The 14,401-nt window shown below is 68.9% G+C and carries 12 protein-coding genes; 2 read left to right on the top strand and 10 right to left on the bottom strand.

What is annotated here, in order from left to right; translation table 11 throughout:
* Positions 1-37: 37 nt before the first annotated feature.
* The 6 genes from AC6LJ5_RS06670 to AC6LJ5_RS06695 all read right to left on the bottom strand — a co-directional run bounded on the left by AC6LJ5_RS06670 (position 38) and on the right by AC6LJ5_RS06695 (position 7,819).
* Entirely contained in the window at positions 38-913 is an 876-nt protein-coding gene (locus AC6LJ5_RS06670; RefSeq protein WP_103273707.1) for an SMP-30/gluconolactonase/LRE family protein, read from the bottom strand.
* Between the two features lie 16 nt (positions 914-929).
* The gene (gene kce, locus AC6LJ5_RS06675) at positions 930-1,859 is read right to left on the bottom strand and encodes a 3,5-dioxohexanoate:acetyl-CoA acetone transferase (protein ID WP_212313783.1); all 930 of its coding nucleotides are present in this window, start codon (positions 1,857-1,859) and stop codon (positions 930-932) included.
* Positions 1,860-1,939: 80 nt separating this feature from the next.
* Positions 1,940-2,890 carry a 3-hydroxyacyl-CoA dehydrogenase gene (locus AC6LJ5_RS06680; protein WP_498140076.1) on the bottom strand — a complete coding sequence of 317 codons (951 nt, stop codon included), beginning with the start codon at positions 2,888-2,890 and terminating at the stop codon, positions 1,940-1,942.
* A gap of 68 nt (positions 2,891-2,958) precedes the next feature.
* A complete protein-coding gene (locus AC6LJ5_RS06685; protein WP_498140077.1) occupies positions 2,959-5,037 on the bottom strand; it encodes an ABC transporter permease subunit in 2,079 nt (692 codons plus the stop codon).
* Positions 5,034-6,683, bottom strand: coding sequence for a sugar ABC transporter ATP-binding protein (locus tag AC6LJ5_RS06690; RefSeq protein WP_498140078.1), 1,650 nt, complete (start codon positions 6,681-6,683; stop codon positions 5,034-5,036). Before AC6LJ5_RS06690 ends, AC6LJ5_RS06685 begins: the two co-directional genes overlap by 4 nt.
* Before the next feature lie 8 nt (positions 6,684-6,691).
* Complete coding sequence (locus AC6LJ5_RS06695) at positions 6,692-7,819, bottom strand: sugar ABC transporter substrate-binding protein (RefSeq protein WP_498140079.1); 1,128 nt, start codon at positions 7,817-7,819, stop codon at positions 6,692-6,694.
* A gap of 341 nt (positions 7,820-8,160) precedes the next feature.
* On the opposite strand from AC6LJ5_RS06695, the gene AC6LJ5_RS06700 reads away from it, so the two are divergent.
* Positions 8,161-8,823, top strand: a complete 663-nt coding sequence (locus AC6LJ5_RS06700; protein ID WP_199770831.1) for a GntR family transcriptional regulator — start codon at positions 8,161-8,163, stop codon at positions 8,821-8,823.
* A gap of 351 nt (positions 8,824-9,174) precedes the next feature.
* Here AC6LJ5_RS06700 and aceA read toward each other — a convergent pair whose 3' ends face one another.
* Positions 9,175-10,503: an isocitrate lyase gene (gene aceA, locus AC6LJ5_RS06705; RefSeq protein WP_212321335.1), complete on the bottom strand. Its 1,329-nt coding sequence runs from the start codon at positions 10,501-10,503 to the stop codon at positions 9,175-9,177.
* A 339-nt stretch (positions 10,504-10,842) separates the two neighbouring features.
* Here aceA and queF point away from each other — a divergent pair, with 339 nt between their 5' ends.
* The gene (queF, locus tag AC6LJ5_RS06710) at positions 10,843-11,667 is read left to right on the top strand and encodes an NADPH-dependent 7-cyano-7-deazaguanine reductase QueF (RefSeq protein ID WP_103273700.1); all 825 of its coding nucleotides are present in this window, start codon (positions 10,843-10,845) and stop codon (positions 11,665-11,667) included.
* 77 nt (positions 11,668-11,744) lie between these two features.
* On the opposite strand, the gene AC6LJ5_RS06715 is transcribed toward queF, so the two are convergent.
* The 3 genes from AC6LJ5_RS06715 to AC6LJ5_RS06725 all read right to left on the bottom strand — a co-directional run bounded on the left by AC6LJ5_RS06715 (position 11,745) and on the right by AC6LJ5_RS06725 (position 14,340).
* On the bottom strand, positions 11,745-12,752 hold the full coding sequence (locus AC6LJ5_RS06715) for a cytochrome-c peroxidase (RefSeq protein ID WP_498140080.1): 1,008 nt from the start codon (positions 12,750-12,752) through the stop codon (positions 11,745-11,747).
* Positions 12,753-12,830: 78 nt separating this feature from the next.
* On the bottom strand, positions 12,831-12,998 hold the full coding sequence (locus AC6LJ5_RS06720; protein WP_158658392.1) for a hypothetical protein: 168 nt from the start codon (positions 12,996-12,998) through the stop codon (positions 12,831-12,833).
* 58 nt (positions 12,999-13,056) lie between these two features.
* Positions 13,057-14,340 carry an MFS transporter gene (locus AC6LJ5_RS06725; RefSeq protein WP_498140081.1) on the bottom strand — a complete coding sequence of 428 codons (1,284 nt, stop codon included), beginning with the start codon at positions 14,338-14,340 and terminating at the stop codon, positions 13,057-13,059.
* Positions 14,341-14,401 lie beyond the last annotated feature (61 nt).

Below are 14,401 nucleotides of genomic sequence, written 5' to 3' on the forward strand. Positions count from 1 at the left end.
GCCAAGGCGGGCCGGGGGCCCAAACCGCCCGGCCGCTTCAACCGCCGAAGCGCGGCTCGGGCAAGCCGCGCACGCCCAGCCCGTGCAACGCGAACAGGCTGCCGCGCGCCACGCCGTCCTGCGGAAAGCGCGGCAGCGGCGGCTTGGCCATGGACGTGACGTACAGCACGTCCAGCTCCGGGCCGCCGAACATCACGCTGGTGACTTTCTTGACCGGCATCTCGATGACGCGGTCCACGCTGCCGTCGGGCGCATAGCGCACCAGCTTGCCGTCGTAGACCTGGGCGTTCCACAGATAGCCCTCGGCGTCCACCGTGGAGCCGTCGGCCGCGCCGCCGCCGCTCATGTCCACGCGCGTGAAGGTGCGGCGGTTCGAGATCGCGCCGCTGGCTGGATCGCAGTCATAGGCCCAGATCTCGCCCGACCAGGTGTCGGCGAAATAGAAGGTCCTGCCGTCCGGGCTCCAGCAAGGGCCGTTCGACACCACGATGCCGGTGTCCAGCCGATGCAGCGACAGGTCCGGATCCAGCCGGTAGAGCGCGCCATTGGGCCCGGCTTCCTGCGTGTCCATGCTGCCGGCGTAGAAACGCCCCTGCCGGTCGACCTTGCCGTCGTTCAGCCGGTTGGCGGGCTTGTCGGGCTCGGGATCGACGATCAGCTCGACCTCGCCGCTGCGAAAATCCAGGAAGTGAAAGCCGCGCGCCAGCGACACCACCGCCCCGCCCTGCTTGCGCAGCGCCATTGAGCCGATCTTCTGCGGCACGTCCCAGGCGCGCAGCTCGCGGCCGTCGGCGGTGCAGCGGAATACCCGGCCGTCGAAACTGTCGATCCAGTACAGCCGCTGCTCGTCCACGTCCCACAAGGGCCCTTCGCCCAGCGTGGTCTTGACGTCGGCCAGAATCTCGATGCGCATGCCTGTCTCCTTTGATTCAGAACGCCACCTGGTCGCCGCCCTTGAGCTGCAGGATGCGGCGGGCATCCTCGGGCGTGGCGATCTGCAGGCCCAGGCCCTCGATGATCTGCCGCACCGAGCGCACCTGTTCGGCGTTCGACTGCGCCAGCCTGCCCTTGCCGGCCCACAGGCTGTCCTCCAGCCCCACCCGCACATTGCCGCCCATGGCGGCGGACTGCGCCGCGATGCGGAACTGGCTGGCGCCGGCGCCCAGCACCGACCAGCGGTAGTCCTTGCCGAACAGGCGGTCGGCGGTGCGGCGCATGTGGATCACGTCCTCGGGGTGCGTGCCGATGCCGCCCAGCAGGCCGAACACCGACTGCACGAAGAACGGCGCCTTGACCAGGCCCCGGTCGGCGAAGTGGGCCAGGTTGTACAGGTGGGCGATGTCGTAGCACTCGAATTCAAAGCGCGTGCCGTTGTCGTAGCAGGTGGACAGGATGTACTCGATGTCCTTGAAGCTGTTGCGGAAGATCAGGTCGCGCGTGGCCTCCAGGTGCTCGCGTTCCCACTCGAACTGGAACTCGGTGTACTTGTTCAGCAGGTGGTACAGGCCGAAGTTGATCGAGCCCATGTTCAGCGAGGCGACCTCGGGCTTGAACTGCGCGGCGGGCCGGACGCGTTCCTCGACCCGCATGTAGGGGCTGCCGCCGGAGGTGATGTTGATGACCGCGTTGGTGCCCTGCTTGACCTGCGGCAGGAAGCGCGCGAAGGCTTCCGGCGTCTGGTCCGGCTTGCCGTTCTCGGGGTTGCGCGCGTGCAGGTGCAGGATGGCGGCGCCCGCTTCGGCGGCGGCGATGGCCTCGCGCGCGATGTGCTCCGGCTGAATCGGCAGGTGCGGCGACATCGACGGCGTGTGGATCGCGCCGGTGATGGCGCAGGTGATGATGACTTTTTCCTGGGACATGCTTCTGCTCCAAGCTTGGAAGATGCGCGGGCCGGCGGCCGGCGCGATGGGGAATCAACAATCGGAAAGGGGAATGGGGTTCAAGGCAGCTCCCGCCCCTGGCGCAGCCGCTCCTTGTGCGCGGCCAGTTCCATCAGGCGCAGGTCGCGCCAGATCTGGCGCTGGGCCAGCCCGTCGGCGGGCAGATGCTCGCGGCGCTGCGCCTCGACGCGGTCCAGCGTGGCGCCGCTCCAAGGCACGCGCCGGGTCATGGACTCGAACATCTCGGCGTACATGCCTTCGTAGCGTTCGGCGTAGTCGCGCACGCCGGCCGGGGCGTTCAGGTCGATGGTCTCGAACGGGCCCATGAAGGCCCAGCGCAGCGCCAAACCGTCGCGGATGCAGGTGTCCACGTCCTCGACGCCGGCGTAGCCGTCGGCCACCAGCCGGAACGCCTCGTGCAGCAGCGCGCCCTGCAGCCGGTTGACGACGAAGCCGTCGATCTCGCGCCGCATCACGATGGGCTGCTGGCCGGCCTCGGCCAGCAGGCTGCGCGCGCGCTCGACGCAGGCCGCGTCGGTCCAGGGCGCCGGCACGATTTCCACGGCCGGCACCAGGTACGGCGGATTGATTGGATGCGCCACCAGGCAACGCGCGCGGCCAGGCAGGTCGGCCGTGAAATGCGAGGGCAGCAGCGCCGAGGTCGAGCTGGCCAGGATCGCGCCGGCCGGCGCCAGACGATCCAGTTCGGCATAGACGCGACGCTTGCTGTCCAGGCGTTCGGGCGTGCTTTCCTGCACGTAGTCGGTGTCCCGCAGCGCGTCCTCCATGCGCCCGACGGGCTCCAGCGCCGCCAGCAGCTGGTCCACCGTGCGCCCGCGCAACAGGCCCGCCTGCGCCAGGCCCGGCGCCACCTCGCGCGCGAAGGCCAGCGCCTGCTCGACCTGCCCGGGCTGGCTGTCCCACAGGCGGACACGGTGCCCGCCGCGCGCATACACCAGGGCCCATGCCCGGCCGATCAGGCCCGCGCCGATGATTGCCACATTCGCCATGCTGCTCTCTCTCCCGCGGCTCGCGCCGCCTGATGGCGGGCCGCGCAAGGCGGCCCGGTCCGAATCCGCTATGCGCGCCGCTCGCGCAGCGCGATCACCGCGCCCAGCACCACCAGCCCGTACAGGATGGCGCGGGTCGCGTAAGGCAGGTTGCTGCCGGCCAGCAGCGTCTGCAACGCCGTCAGCAGCAGCACGCCCGCCAGCATGCCCAGATAATGTCCGCGTCCGCCCGTGATCAGGCCGCCGCCCACCACCACCGCCGCGATCGACGGCAGCAGGTAGTCATCGCCCATGCCCAGGCTGGCCTGGCCGGAAAAACCCGTCAGCAGGATGCCGGCCAGCGCGGCGCACAGGCCCGACAGCACATAGGCGCAGACCAGCGTGCGCCCCACCGGCACGCCCGCCAGCCGCGCCGCGCGCACGCTGTTGCCGACCGCGTACACGCGCCGGCCGAAGGCCGTGTGCGACAGCAGCAGCACCGCCAGCACGGCGAACAGCGCCATCGCCGGCACCACCGGCGTCACGCCCAGCACCTGCCCCGTCATGAAGCCGCGCAGCAGCGGCGGCGCGAAGCCCGCCGGCGTGCCGCCCGAGTACAGCAGCGACAGACCTTGCAAGATGCCGTTGACGGCCAGCGTGGCGACGATGGGCGACAGCCCCAGCGCCGCCACGGCCAGGCCGTTGACCAGCCCGATCAGACCGCCGACCAGCAACACCGCCGCCAGCGCGCCCGGCATGGCCGCGTCCATGCCCTGCGTCATGCCCGCGAACAGGATGCCCGACAGGCCGATGGTCCAGGGCAGCGACAGGTCCAGCCCGCCGGTCAGGATCACCGCGCCCTGCCCCAGCGCCAGGATGGCCAGGAAGCTGGACAGCACGATCAGCGCGTTCCAGTAGCCCCAATGCGTGAGCGAACGGCCCAGGGTCCATTGGGTGACGACCAGCACCAGCAGCAGGCAGACCACGGCCGGCAAGGCGTAGCGCAGGGTCTGGGCGTGACGGACGGCGAAGCCCGGCCGGGGTGAGAGGTCGACTCCGGCCTCCGGCAGCGCCAGCCGCCGGTCCGGCCCGCCCAGCTGGCGCGGCAGCATGCCGGCGCGCCATGCGCGCCAGCGCGCCGCCGCCGCGCGCAGCTGGAGCGCCAGCGTCGAGTCGCGGCTGGCGGCGGCGGCCAACGCCGCCGCGATCAGGATCAGGCCTTCGGCCACCGTCGAGAAATAGGCAGACACGTTCAACACCAGCAGGATGTTGACGACGATCATCAGGATGTAGGCGCCGAACACCGAGCCCATGGGCCCGCCCCGGCCGCCGCCCAGCCGCGTGCCGCCCACCACCACGGCCGCGAACAGCGACAGCAGCAGCGGATTGCCCACCAGCGGATCGCCCGAGCCGGTCTGCGCGCTGAGGAACACGCCGGCCAGCCCGTACAGCCCGCCGGCCACGACATAGGCCAGGAAGCGCGTCGCGTCGACCCGCAGTCCTGCGGCCCGCGCCGATTCGGCGTCGCTGCCGACGGCGTACAAGGCCACCCCGGCGCGGGTGCGCTTGAACCAGGCCCAGGCCAGTCCCAGCGTCGCCAGCAGCGCCAGCGGCATGGGCACGAGGCCGGGCACGGCGTCGCCCATGTAGAACTCGGCCAGCGCCGGCGCCACCGCGCCGCCGGGCTTGTCCATGATCAGCAGCGTCGCGCCCTGCAGGATGAACATGGTGGACAGCGTCACCACGATGGGCTGCAGCCGCAGCACGGCGACGAAGAAACCGTTGAACGCGCCCGCCGCCATGCCAATGGCGATGCCCGCCGCCGTCAGCGCCAGCGGCGAGGCCGATGCGCCGCCCGCCAGCCCCAGCGCCAGCGCCACATTGACCAGCGAGATCACCGCGCCGGCCGACAGGTCGAAGCCGCCAGTCAGGATCACCAGCGTCGCGCCCATGGCGGCGATCGCCAGCGTGGCGCCGCCGCTGGCCAGGAAGGACAGGTCGAAATAGCTCAGGCCGCCATTGCCCAGCGCCGCCACCGTGGCCAGCAGCAGCGCGAACACGGCGATGGCGGTGACGAGGCCGCGATGCCGGCTCCAGCCCGCGCCGGCGCGGCGGTCTTGCGATACGCGACGCAGCATGGGCGCGCTCCCGGTCAGGTCTGTATTCATGCGGCGCTCCTGCCGGACTCGGATCCGCCCAGCGCGGCGCGCATGATGCCCGCCTCGGTCAACGCCTCGCCCGCCAGCTCGGTCTGCACGCGGCCGCCGTACAGCACCAGCGCGCGGTCGCACAGGTGCACGATTTCGGGGATCTCGGTGGAATGGAACAGGATCGCGCCGCCCGCCTCGACATAGCGGCGCATCAGCAGGTACAGCTCGTGCTTGGTGCCCACGTCGATGCCGCGCGTGGGATCGAACAGCAGCAGGATGCGGCTTTGCGCCACCAGCCATTTGGCGATGGCGATCTTCTGCTGATTGCCGCCCGAGAACGCGCCGGCCGGCGTCCAGTCCGCGCGCCGGTCCACCTGCACCTGCGCGAAGGCGCGCGCCACGGCGGCGCCTTCGGCCCGGGCGCTCAGCACGCCGCAGCGCGCGAAGCGCGCGGCCACCGGCAGCGTGGCGTTGGCGCGGCCATCCAGCTTCAGGAACAGGCCCTCGGTCTTGCGATCCTCGGGCACCATGCCGATGCCGATGTTCGGCCGGATCGCGTCGGCGGGCGAACCCAGCGCGACCTCGCGCCCGTCCACCAGGATCTGGCCCGCCCTTGGCGGCGCCATGCCGAAGCAGGCGTTGAACAGGTCCTGCTGGCCCATGCCCTGCAGGCCGGCCACGCCCAGGATCTCGCCTTGCCGCAGCACGAAGTCCACGCCGCGCGCGCGGCCGGCGTCCAGCCCGCGCGCCTCCAGCACCGGCGGCCGCGTCTCGGTCGGCGGTTCCGCGCGCGGCGGAAACGCCTGCGACAGGCTGCGGCCGATAATGCGCTCGATCACCTCGTCGTCGCTCAAGGCGTCGGCCGGGCCGCTGGATATGTGCTTGCCGTTGCGCAGGATGGTCAGGCGGTCGCAGAACTCGCGCACCTCGCGCATGCGGTGCGAGATGAACACCACGGTCACGCCCTGGCGCTTGAGCTGCCCGATGATGCCGCCGAGCCAGTCCACGTCGCGCCCGGTCAGCGTGGACGTGGGCTCGTCCAGCAGCAGGATGCGCGGCTGGCGCCACAGCGCCCGCGCGATCTCGACCTTCTGGCGCTGCGCCAGCTCCAGCGCGCCGGCCTCGGCCCGCAGGTCCACCTCGAACGCCAGGCCGCGCAGATGCGCGTCCACGCGCTCCGCCGCGCGGCGGCGCGCGATCATGCCCAGCGGTCCTTGCGGCGCATAGGGCAGCAGCATGTTGTCCAGCACGCTCAGGTCCGGCACCAGCGTCATTTCCTGGAACGCGGTCTGGATGCCCAGCGCGTGCGCCGCGCGCGGCGAGCGCAGCGCGGCCGGGCTGCCGTGCACCCACAGCCGGCCCGCGCTGGGCTCGACCAGCCCCGACAGCAGCTTGACGATGGTGGACTTGCCCGCGCCGTTCTCGCCCAGCAGCGCATGCACGGAGCCGGGCAGGATGTCGAACGACACGTCGTCCACCGCCACCGTGGCGCCATAGGCCTTGCGCAGGCCCTGCGCGCGCACCGCCGGCGCCTGCGCGGCGCCACCGTCCGCGCAACCAGCAGCCGCCACGCCATCGGGATGCCGCGGATCCAGCTCCGCCGGTCCGCAGGCATGCCCCCTCGAGGGGGCAGCGCGCAGCGCTTCGGGGGTGGGCCCGTTCACTGGCTTACTCATTTTTCAGGTTGAGCGGACAGCGCGGCGTTCAGCCCGACCTCCGGCGTGTCGGCCGAAAAGATCGACGCGAACCAGCCCGGGTTCTGCACCACGGACGGCTTGAACGCGTTGCAGCCCGCCTTCATCTCCGCCCAACTGCCCTCCTGGCAAAGCTTGATGGTGTCGTTGGTGACCAGCGGCAACGGCAGCGTGACGCGCTTGGGCACGTCCTTGCCTTCCAGCGCCTGCACCGCCAGCTTCAGCGCCAGCGCGCCCGAGTACGGTGGCGAGGCGTAGGAAATGCGCGGCGCGCCCATGGGCGCGTAGCTGCCCGTCGCGCCGTCGACCGTCGTGCCGGCCGGCAGCATCTGCACGCGGCCGCCGTTGGAGCCCTCGCCCGCGCAGGGCAGCAACTGGCCGGGCTTGCGGCCCGCTTCCAGCTGCATGGCGTTGGCGGTGTAGCAGCCCACCTGCATCCACAGCCCGTCGATATCGTTCCAGCTGCGCGTGGCCAGCAGCTTGGACAGCTCGGTGCGCGCCACGGCCTGGCTCCACATGCCCACGGCCTCGCCCACCACCTTGATGTCCGGATACTTGGCGAACACCTTCTTCGCGGCGTCGGTGCGCTGCGTGTCGACCGAGGTGCCCGGCACGCCGGTCACCATCACCACCCGGCCCTTGCCGCCCAGCTTGTCGGCCAGCCATTGCGCCGTGACGCGCCCGGCCTCTTCCTGGTCGATGGTGACGTTGTGCGCGCAGGGCTCGGTGATCTCGCCGTCGTAGGCGAACACCAGCACCTTCTTGGCGCAAGCGCTGCGCACCACCTGATTCAGCGCGGTGGGCGAGATGGGAAAGATGACGATGGCCTTGGCGCCAGCCTGCACCATGGCGTTGATCTGCTGGATCTGCTTCTGCGCATTGGGACCGGCCACCTGCACCTGCAGGTCGATCTTGTTGGCCAGCGAGGGATGCGCCGCCATCGCCTTGACCATGTTCGAGGCCTCCGCCTGCCAGTCGTTGCCGACGTAGCTCATGCTGAGGAACACCTTGGCCCTGGCGGGCTGCGCCTGCGCGCCCGCCAGCGCGGGCAACAGGCCGGCTGCTGCCAGGGCGCAGGCCGCCCCATTCTTGATCCACCGATGCATTTGCTTGTCTCCTGGCCGGAACGGTTGGTTATCGCGGTATTGCGATGGACAACGTCTGGTTGCGCGGCGGGTCCAGGCTGTTCCTGGATCGGGGCGCCTGATCCCGGCCGGCCCGGTCCGGCCGGGGCGGGATCGGGCACGTCGGGCAGCAGGTTTTCACGCATGCCGGAACTCTTGCGGCTCCGGTCGGGTTAAGCTTGTTGTAGGACCAATCTTATCTGTGATCACAGATCATGAAAAATAATAGTACGACTGCAAATCCGGCCACGCAACCGTTGGAATCTCAGGGTTCTCCCTCGCGCACGTCACGTTTCGGCGCCGAGGCCGACCTGGACGGGAAGATGGAAAAGATCGTCCGCCAGACGCTGTCGGACCAGGTCTACGGCGACCTGAAGGAGCTTCTGCAGGCCGGGGAAATGGAGCCCGGCCAGCGCTTCACGCTGCGCGGACTGGCCGCGGCCATCGGCACCAGCGCCATGCCGGTGCGCGAAGCCGTCACCCGGCTGGCGGCCGAACAGGCTCTGGAAGTGCTGCCCAACCGCGCGATCCGCGTGCCGCTGATGACGCGCGAGCGCTTCCTGGAACTGCGCACCATCCGCCTGCAGCTGGAATGCCTGGCTATCGAGGCCGCCGCCGACAAGCGCGACGACAACGAACTGGCCGAGATCCAGCGCCACGAACAGGAATTCCTGCAGGCCCGCGCCCAGCCCGACTCACGCGCGGCGGTACGCGCCAACAAGAACCTGCATTTCGCCATCTACCGCAGCGCGCGCATGCCGGCGCTGCTGCAGATCATCGAGAGCCTGTGGCTGCAGATCGGGCCGGTGCTGAACTACGACCTGGCCAGCAGCGCCGCGCGCCTGAGCCAGGGCGAGGCCCATCTGCACCACCGCGCCATGGTCGCCGCCATCGAGAACCGCGATCCCGCCGCCGCGCGCCAGGCGCTGCATGCGGACCTGCTGAGCGCCAGCGAGTACATCCTGGCGCGGGAGTTGTTGCCGTGAACAAGCGACGTTACGCATCCACTGGCGAATCAGCCCATAGAGACGCAGACAAGCTGCGCTTGCGGGAAATATTGCTTGCCGGGCAGGCTTCAGAGCCAGCTACCCCTGCCAACGCCGACTATTTCGCCATGCTGCGCACCCGCGTCCAGCAAAGCGTAGAAAACCGCTGTCCGACCAGCATGCTCCCTCGCCGCCCCCGCTGACCCCGGTTTGCTCTCAAGCAGATTGGGGGTTGGAACACTGCCAAAAAAAGAGGGTGCCCGCAGGCACCCTTAATCCACCCTACAACAGCTACTACAAACTACGGTTACAGCAAACTCGGGAAGCGCGGGCCTCGCGGCCCGGGCCTCGTCAGGCGACCAGCTTGGCCTTGCCGGCGGCGCCGTGTTCGAACTGGGCTTCCTCGGTCGAGCCGGTCAGCGCGGTGGTCGAGGACTGGCCGCCCTCGATGGTCTGGGTCACGGCGTCGAAGTAGCCGGTGCCGACTTCGCGCTGGTGCTTGACCGCGGTGAAACCGATCTCGGCGGCGGCGAATTCCTTCTGCTGCAGTTCCACGAAGGCGCTCATCTGGCGGCGGGCATAGCCGTGGGCCAGTTCGAACATGCCGTAGTTCAGCGCGTGGAAGCCGGCCAGCGTGATGAACTGGAACTTGTAGCCCATGGCGCCCAGCTCGCGCTGGAACTTGGCGATAGTGGCGTCGTCCAGGTTCTTCTTCCAGTTGAACGAGGGCGAGCAGTTGTAGGCCAGCAGCTTGCCCGGGAACTGGCGATGGATGGCCTCGGCGAACTTGCGGGCGTATTCCAGGTTCGGCGTGGACGTTTCGCACCAGATCAGATCGGCATAGGGCGCATAGGCCAGGCCGCGCGAGATCGCCTGGTCGATGCCGGCGCGGGTGCGGAAGAAGCCTTCCACGGTGCGCTCGCCGGTGATGAACGGGCGGTCGTTGTCGTCCACGTCGCTGGTCACCAGATCGGCGGCGTCGGCGTCGGTGCGGGCCAGCAGCACGGTCGGCGTGCCCATCACGTCGGCGGCCAGGCGGGCCGAGACCAGCTTGGACACGGCCTCGCGGGTCGGCACCAGCACCTTGCCGCCCATGTGGCCGCACTTCTTGACCGAGGCCAGCTGGTCTTCGAAGTGCACGCCCGAGGCGCCCGCTTCGATCATGCCCTTCATCAGTTCGAAGGCGTTGAGCACGCCGCCGAAGCCGGCTTCGGCGTCGGCCACGATGGGCGCGAAGTAGTCGATGTAGCCTTCATCGCCGGGATTCTTGCCTTCCATCCACTGGACCTGGTCGCAGCGGGTCAGCGAGTTGTTGATGCGGCGGACCACCTGCGGCACCGAGTTGGCCGGGTACAGCGACTGGTCGGGATACATCTCGCCGGCCAGGTTGGCGTCGCCCGCCACCTGCCAGCCCGACAGGTAGATGGCCTTCAGGCCGGCCTTGACCTGCTGCATGGCCTGGTTGCCGGTCAGCGCGCCAAGCGAGTTCACGAACGGTTCGCTGTGCAGCAGTTCCCACAGGCGGGTCGAACCGCGGCGGGCCAGCGTGTGCTCGACGGCGACCGAACCGCGCAGACGGATCACATCCTCGGCGCTGTAGGCGCGCTTGATGCCCTGCCAGCGGGCGTTCTCGGCCCAGTCCTTCTGCAGATTGCGGATTTCGGTTTCGCGGGTGCTCATGGTGATGCTCCTGGTCAGTAGTGGGAAAGACTTTCAAGGATGGGTCCGGAGGAATTTCGCGGCCCGGGCATTGCGTGAATCGTTGGAGAAAGTCTATTCCTGTGCTGCGGAGCAATGTGGCCAGATATCTTATATAAGACGAAAAAGTTATTTCTTTAATATCAACAACTTGAAAGTTCAATTTTGCATTACGGAACGCTATCGCCATCTGTGAAATGCCTTCCCGCTGCTGCGCAACACGAACTTTCACATGACGAAGACGGCATTTCACAATGCAAAAAAATGCGCATTTCAAAGCGCCTAAAATGCGTCCATTCCCCTGTAGATCCCAATCCATCCATGACGCTGTCTCACGGCCCGCTGGGCCAGAGCGTGGCCTACGCCTCGCAATACGATCCCTCGCTGCTGTTCCCCATCGCCCGCTCGCACAACCGCGCCGCGCTGGACCTGCATGCCGGCGCCCTGCCCTTCGCCGGCGTCGACCTGTGGAACGCCTATGAACTGTCGTGGCTGGACGCCAAGGGCAAGCCGCGCGTGGCCATGGCCACCTTCTCGGTGCCGGCGGACAGCCCCAATATCATCGAGTCCAAGTCGTTCAAGCTCTACCTGAACTCGTTCAACCAGACCCGGCTGGTCAATTCCGCTGCGCTGCGCGGCCGGCTGGAGCGCGACCTGAGCGCGGCCGCCGGCGCGCCGGTGGGCCTGGACTTCATCCTGCCGCAGCGTTTCGGCGAACTGCGCATGGGCGAACTGGACGGCATCTATATAGACAAGCTGGACATCGAGATCGACACCTACGAGCCCGCGCCCGAGCTGCTGCGCACACGGCCCGGCGATGCCGTCGAGGAGACGCTGTGCTCGCGGCTGCTGAAATCGAACTGCCCGGTCACCGGCCAGCCCGACTGGGCCAGCGTGCAGATCCGCTATCGCGGCGCGCCGATAGACCGCGAAGCGCTGCTGCGCTACGTGATCTCGTTCCGCCAGCACGCGGAATTCCACGAGCACTGCGTGGAGCGCATCTACACCGACATCATGGCGGCCTGCCGGCCCGAGCTGCTGACGGTCTATGCGCGCTATACGCGCCGTGGCGGGCTGGACATCAACCCGTGGCGCAGCAACTTCGAGGCGGCCCCGCCGCCCGACGTGCGCACGGTGCGCCAATAAGGCAAACCGCCGGCGCGCCCGGCCGGCGGAATGCGGCGGCGCAGCCCCATCGAGGACTGCGCGCGCCTGGCCATGGCCTACTTCGTGAAGGGCTGCGGCCTCGGCGTATCGTCCGCCGAGGGCGGCAGGATCGGATACTGGAACACCGGCTGGTCGCCCGTCAGCGTCTTCAGGAAGGCCACGATCTGGGCGTTCTCCTCCTTCGTGAAGGTGCGGCCCAGTTGCAGCCGGCCCATCACGTCCACCGCCTGCGTCAGCGTGGCGGCTTCGCCATCATGGAAGTAGGGATAGGTCAGCTCGACGTTGCGCAGCGTGGGCACCTTGAAATTGAAGCGGTCGGCGTCCTTGCCGGTCACCGCCGAGCGCCCCTCGGCCTTGTTGTCGGTCTTGTAGGGCTCGACCACGCCCATCTTCTGGAACGAGTTGCCGCCCACCGCCGCGCCGTTGTGGCAGGCCACGCAGCCGCTGTTCTTGAATAGCTGGTAGCCGGCCAGTTCCTGCACGGTCAGCGCCTTCTTGTCGCCGCGCAGCCACTTGTCGAAGCGCGCGTTCGGCGTTACCAGCGTTTCCTCGAACGCGGCCAGCGCGCCGGTCACTTCCTCGATGGTGATGACATCCTTGCCGAACACCTGCTTGAACTCGGCCTTGTAGCCAGGGATGGAATTGAGCACCTGCACCGCCAGCTCGTGCGAGGACGCCATTTCCATGGGGTTGGCGATGGGGCCGCCGGCCTGCTCGCTCAGATCCTTGGCGCGGCCGTCCCAGAACTGCGCGATGCTCAGGCTGGAATTGAGCACTGTCGGCGAGTTGATGCCGCCTTGCTGCCAATTGTGGCCGATGGAGCCCTTGATGTTGTCCGAGCCGCCCATGCCCAGGTTGTGGCAGGAATTACAGGAGATGGCGCCGGACTTGGACAGGCGCGGATCGAAGAACAGCTTCTTGCCCAGCTCCACCTTGGCGGGATCCTTGATCACCGCGGCCTCGATCGGCTGTATCGGCTCCTGCGCGGCGGTCGTCGCCGTGGCCGGACTGGCCCACAGCCCCGCGAGCAGTCCTGCGGCGAGCCATACGCTTTGCTTACTCATGTTGCTTACTCCCGTTGAATGACCTCTCTGCTTATGAGGTATTACAGCGATGAAGGCCCCGGCGCTGCTTGCGGCCGGTCAAGCCTGCAAGCCGGTCGCGCGCCAGCCACGCGCGGCGTTGACCAGACGCAAGCACGCGAAGGCGAAAGGGGGAATGAGCAGATGCGCGCGCCAGATGCGGCGCAGAACGAAGAGGAAGGCGAATAGAAAGGCCGGTCGGACGGCCGGCAGGAGCGTCGCGGCCATTGTGCCGGCGCTCAGGCCCACGGCGATCCGCCAGACGGATCGCCGTGAACGACGCGCCTCAGGACCGCGCGGGCGCGGCCGCCACCGGATCGGCGCGGCGCGCCTGCACCGCGATCCACTGGGCCAGCAGCGCCGCGACGGCGAAAGCCACGCCCGCGCCCACCCACGGCCCCTGGCGCAGGCCCGCGTCCAGCAGCAGGCCGAAGGCCAGCGGCCCCAGGGCCGAGCCCACGTCCATGCCCGAATACACCAGGCCATAGACCGAGCCGGTGGCGCCCTTGGGCGTCACGCGGCGGATCAGCATGTCGCGCGACGGCGCCGCCACGCCGGAGCAAAAGCCCGCCAGCCCCACCACCGGCGCGGCCAGCGCGGCGGGCACCAGGCCCAGCGCCAGCACCACCAGCGTCAGACCGGCCAGGATCAGCGCCACCATCACGGTGCGCTCGGTGCGCGGATTGGCCGACACCAGGAAGCCTCCCGCCGCCATGCCCACGGCGGACGCGATCATGTAGCCGGACAGCGCCGAACTGGCGGCGACCTTGGACAGGTCATAGAGCTGGCCCAGCAAGGGAATGGTGTAGTTCTGCACCGAGGACAGCGCGATCGAGGTGAAAGCGAAGAACAGGAAGGCGCCCCACAGCGCCGGCTTGGACAGCAAGGTCGCCAGGGTCGCGAGCACGCCCTGCTGCGCCGCCGGCGGCCGCGCGCCGGTCTTGGCCGCGTCGGCCTCGGCCGCCGCCGGGCCGCCGATCAGATCGCGCCCCAACACGGCCAGCAACAGCACCAGCGCCACCAGCCCGGCGGCGCAGTAGGCCGCCACGCGCCAGTCGGCCAGCAGCGTGATGCTGGTCATGAACACCGGCGTCAGCGCCCAGCCCAGATTGCCGGTCAGGCCGTGCGCCGAGAACGCATGGCCCAGGCGCGGAGCCGTGACGCGATGGTTGATGATGGAATAGTCGGCCGGATGGAACACCGAATTGCCGATGCCGCCCACCACGGTGGCGGCCATCAGCATGGCGTAGCCATTGGCCGAGCCGATCAGCAGCCCCGACACCACGAAGCAGCTCAGGCCGAACCACAGCACCGGCCGCGCGCCGATGCGGTCCACCACGAATCCGGAAGACGCCTGGCCGATGCCGGACACCACATAGAAGGTGGACACCAGCAGGCCCAGCCGGGCGAAATCCAGCCCGAAGGCATTGCCCAGCGAGACGTAGAGCGACGGCAGGACGAGCTGGAAGAAGTGCGAACTGGCGTGGATCACGCCGATCAGGAGGATGATCTGCCAGTCGCGGCGCCGGACGGCGGCGTCCGAGGCCAGGGAATTTGCTGCGCTGTTCATTGCGATGGGCCGCGCGAGGCGGCGATGGCGGCCGCCGGCTGCGGGCGGCTCGCGGGTTGTC

Source organism: Achromobacter sp. 1011791174, from assembly GCF_059760925.1.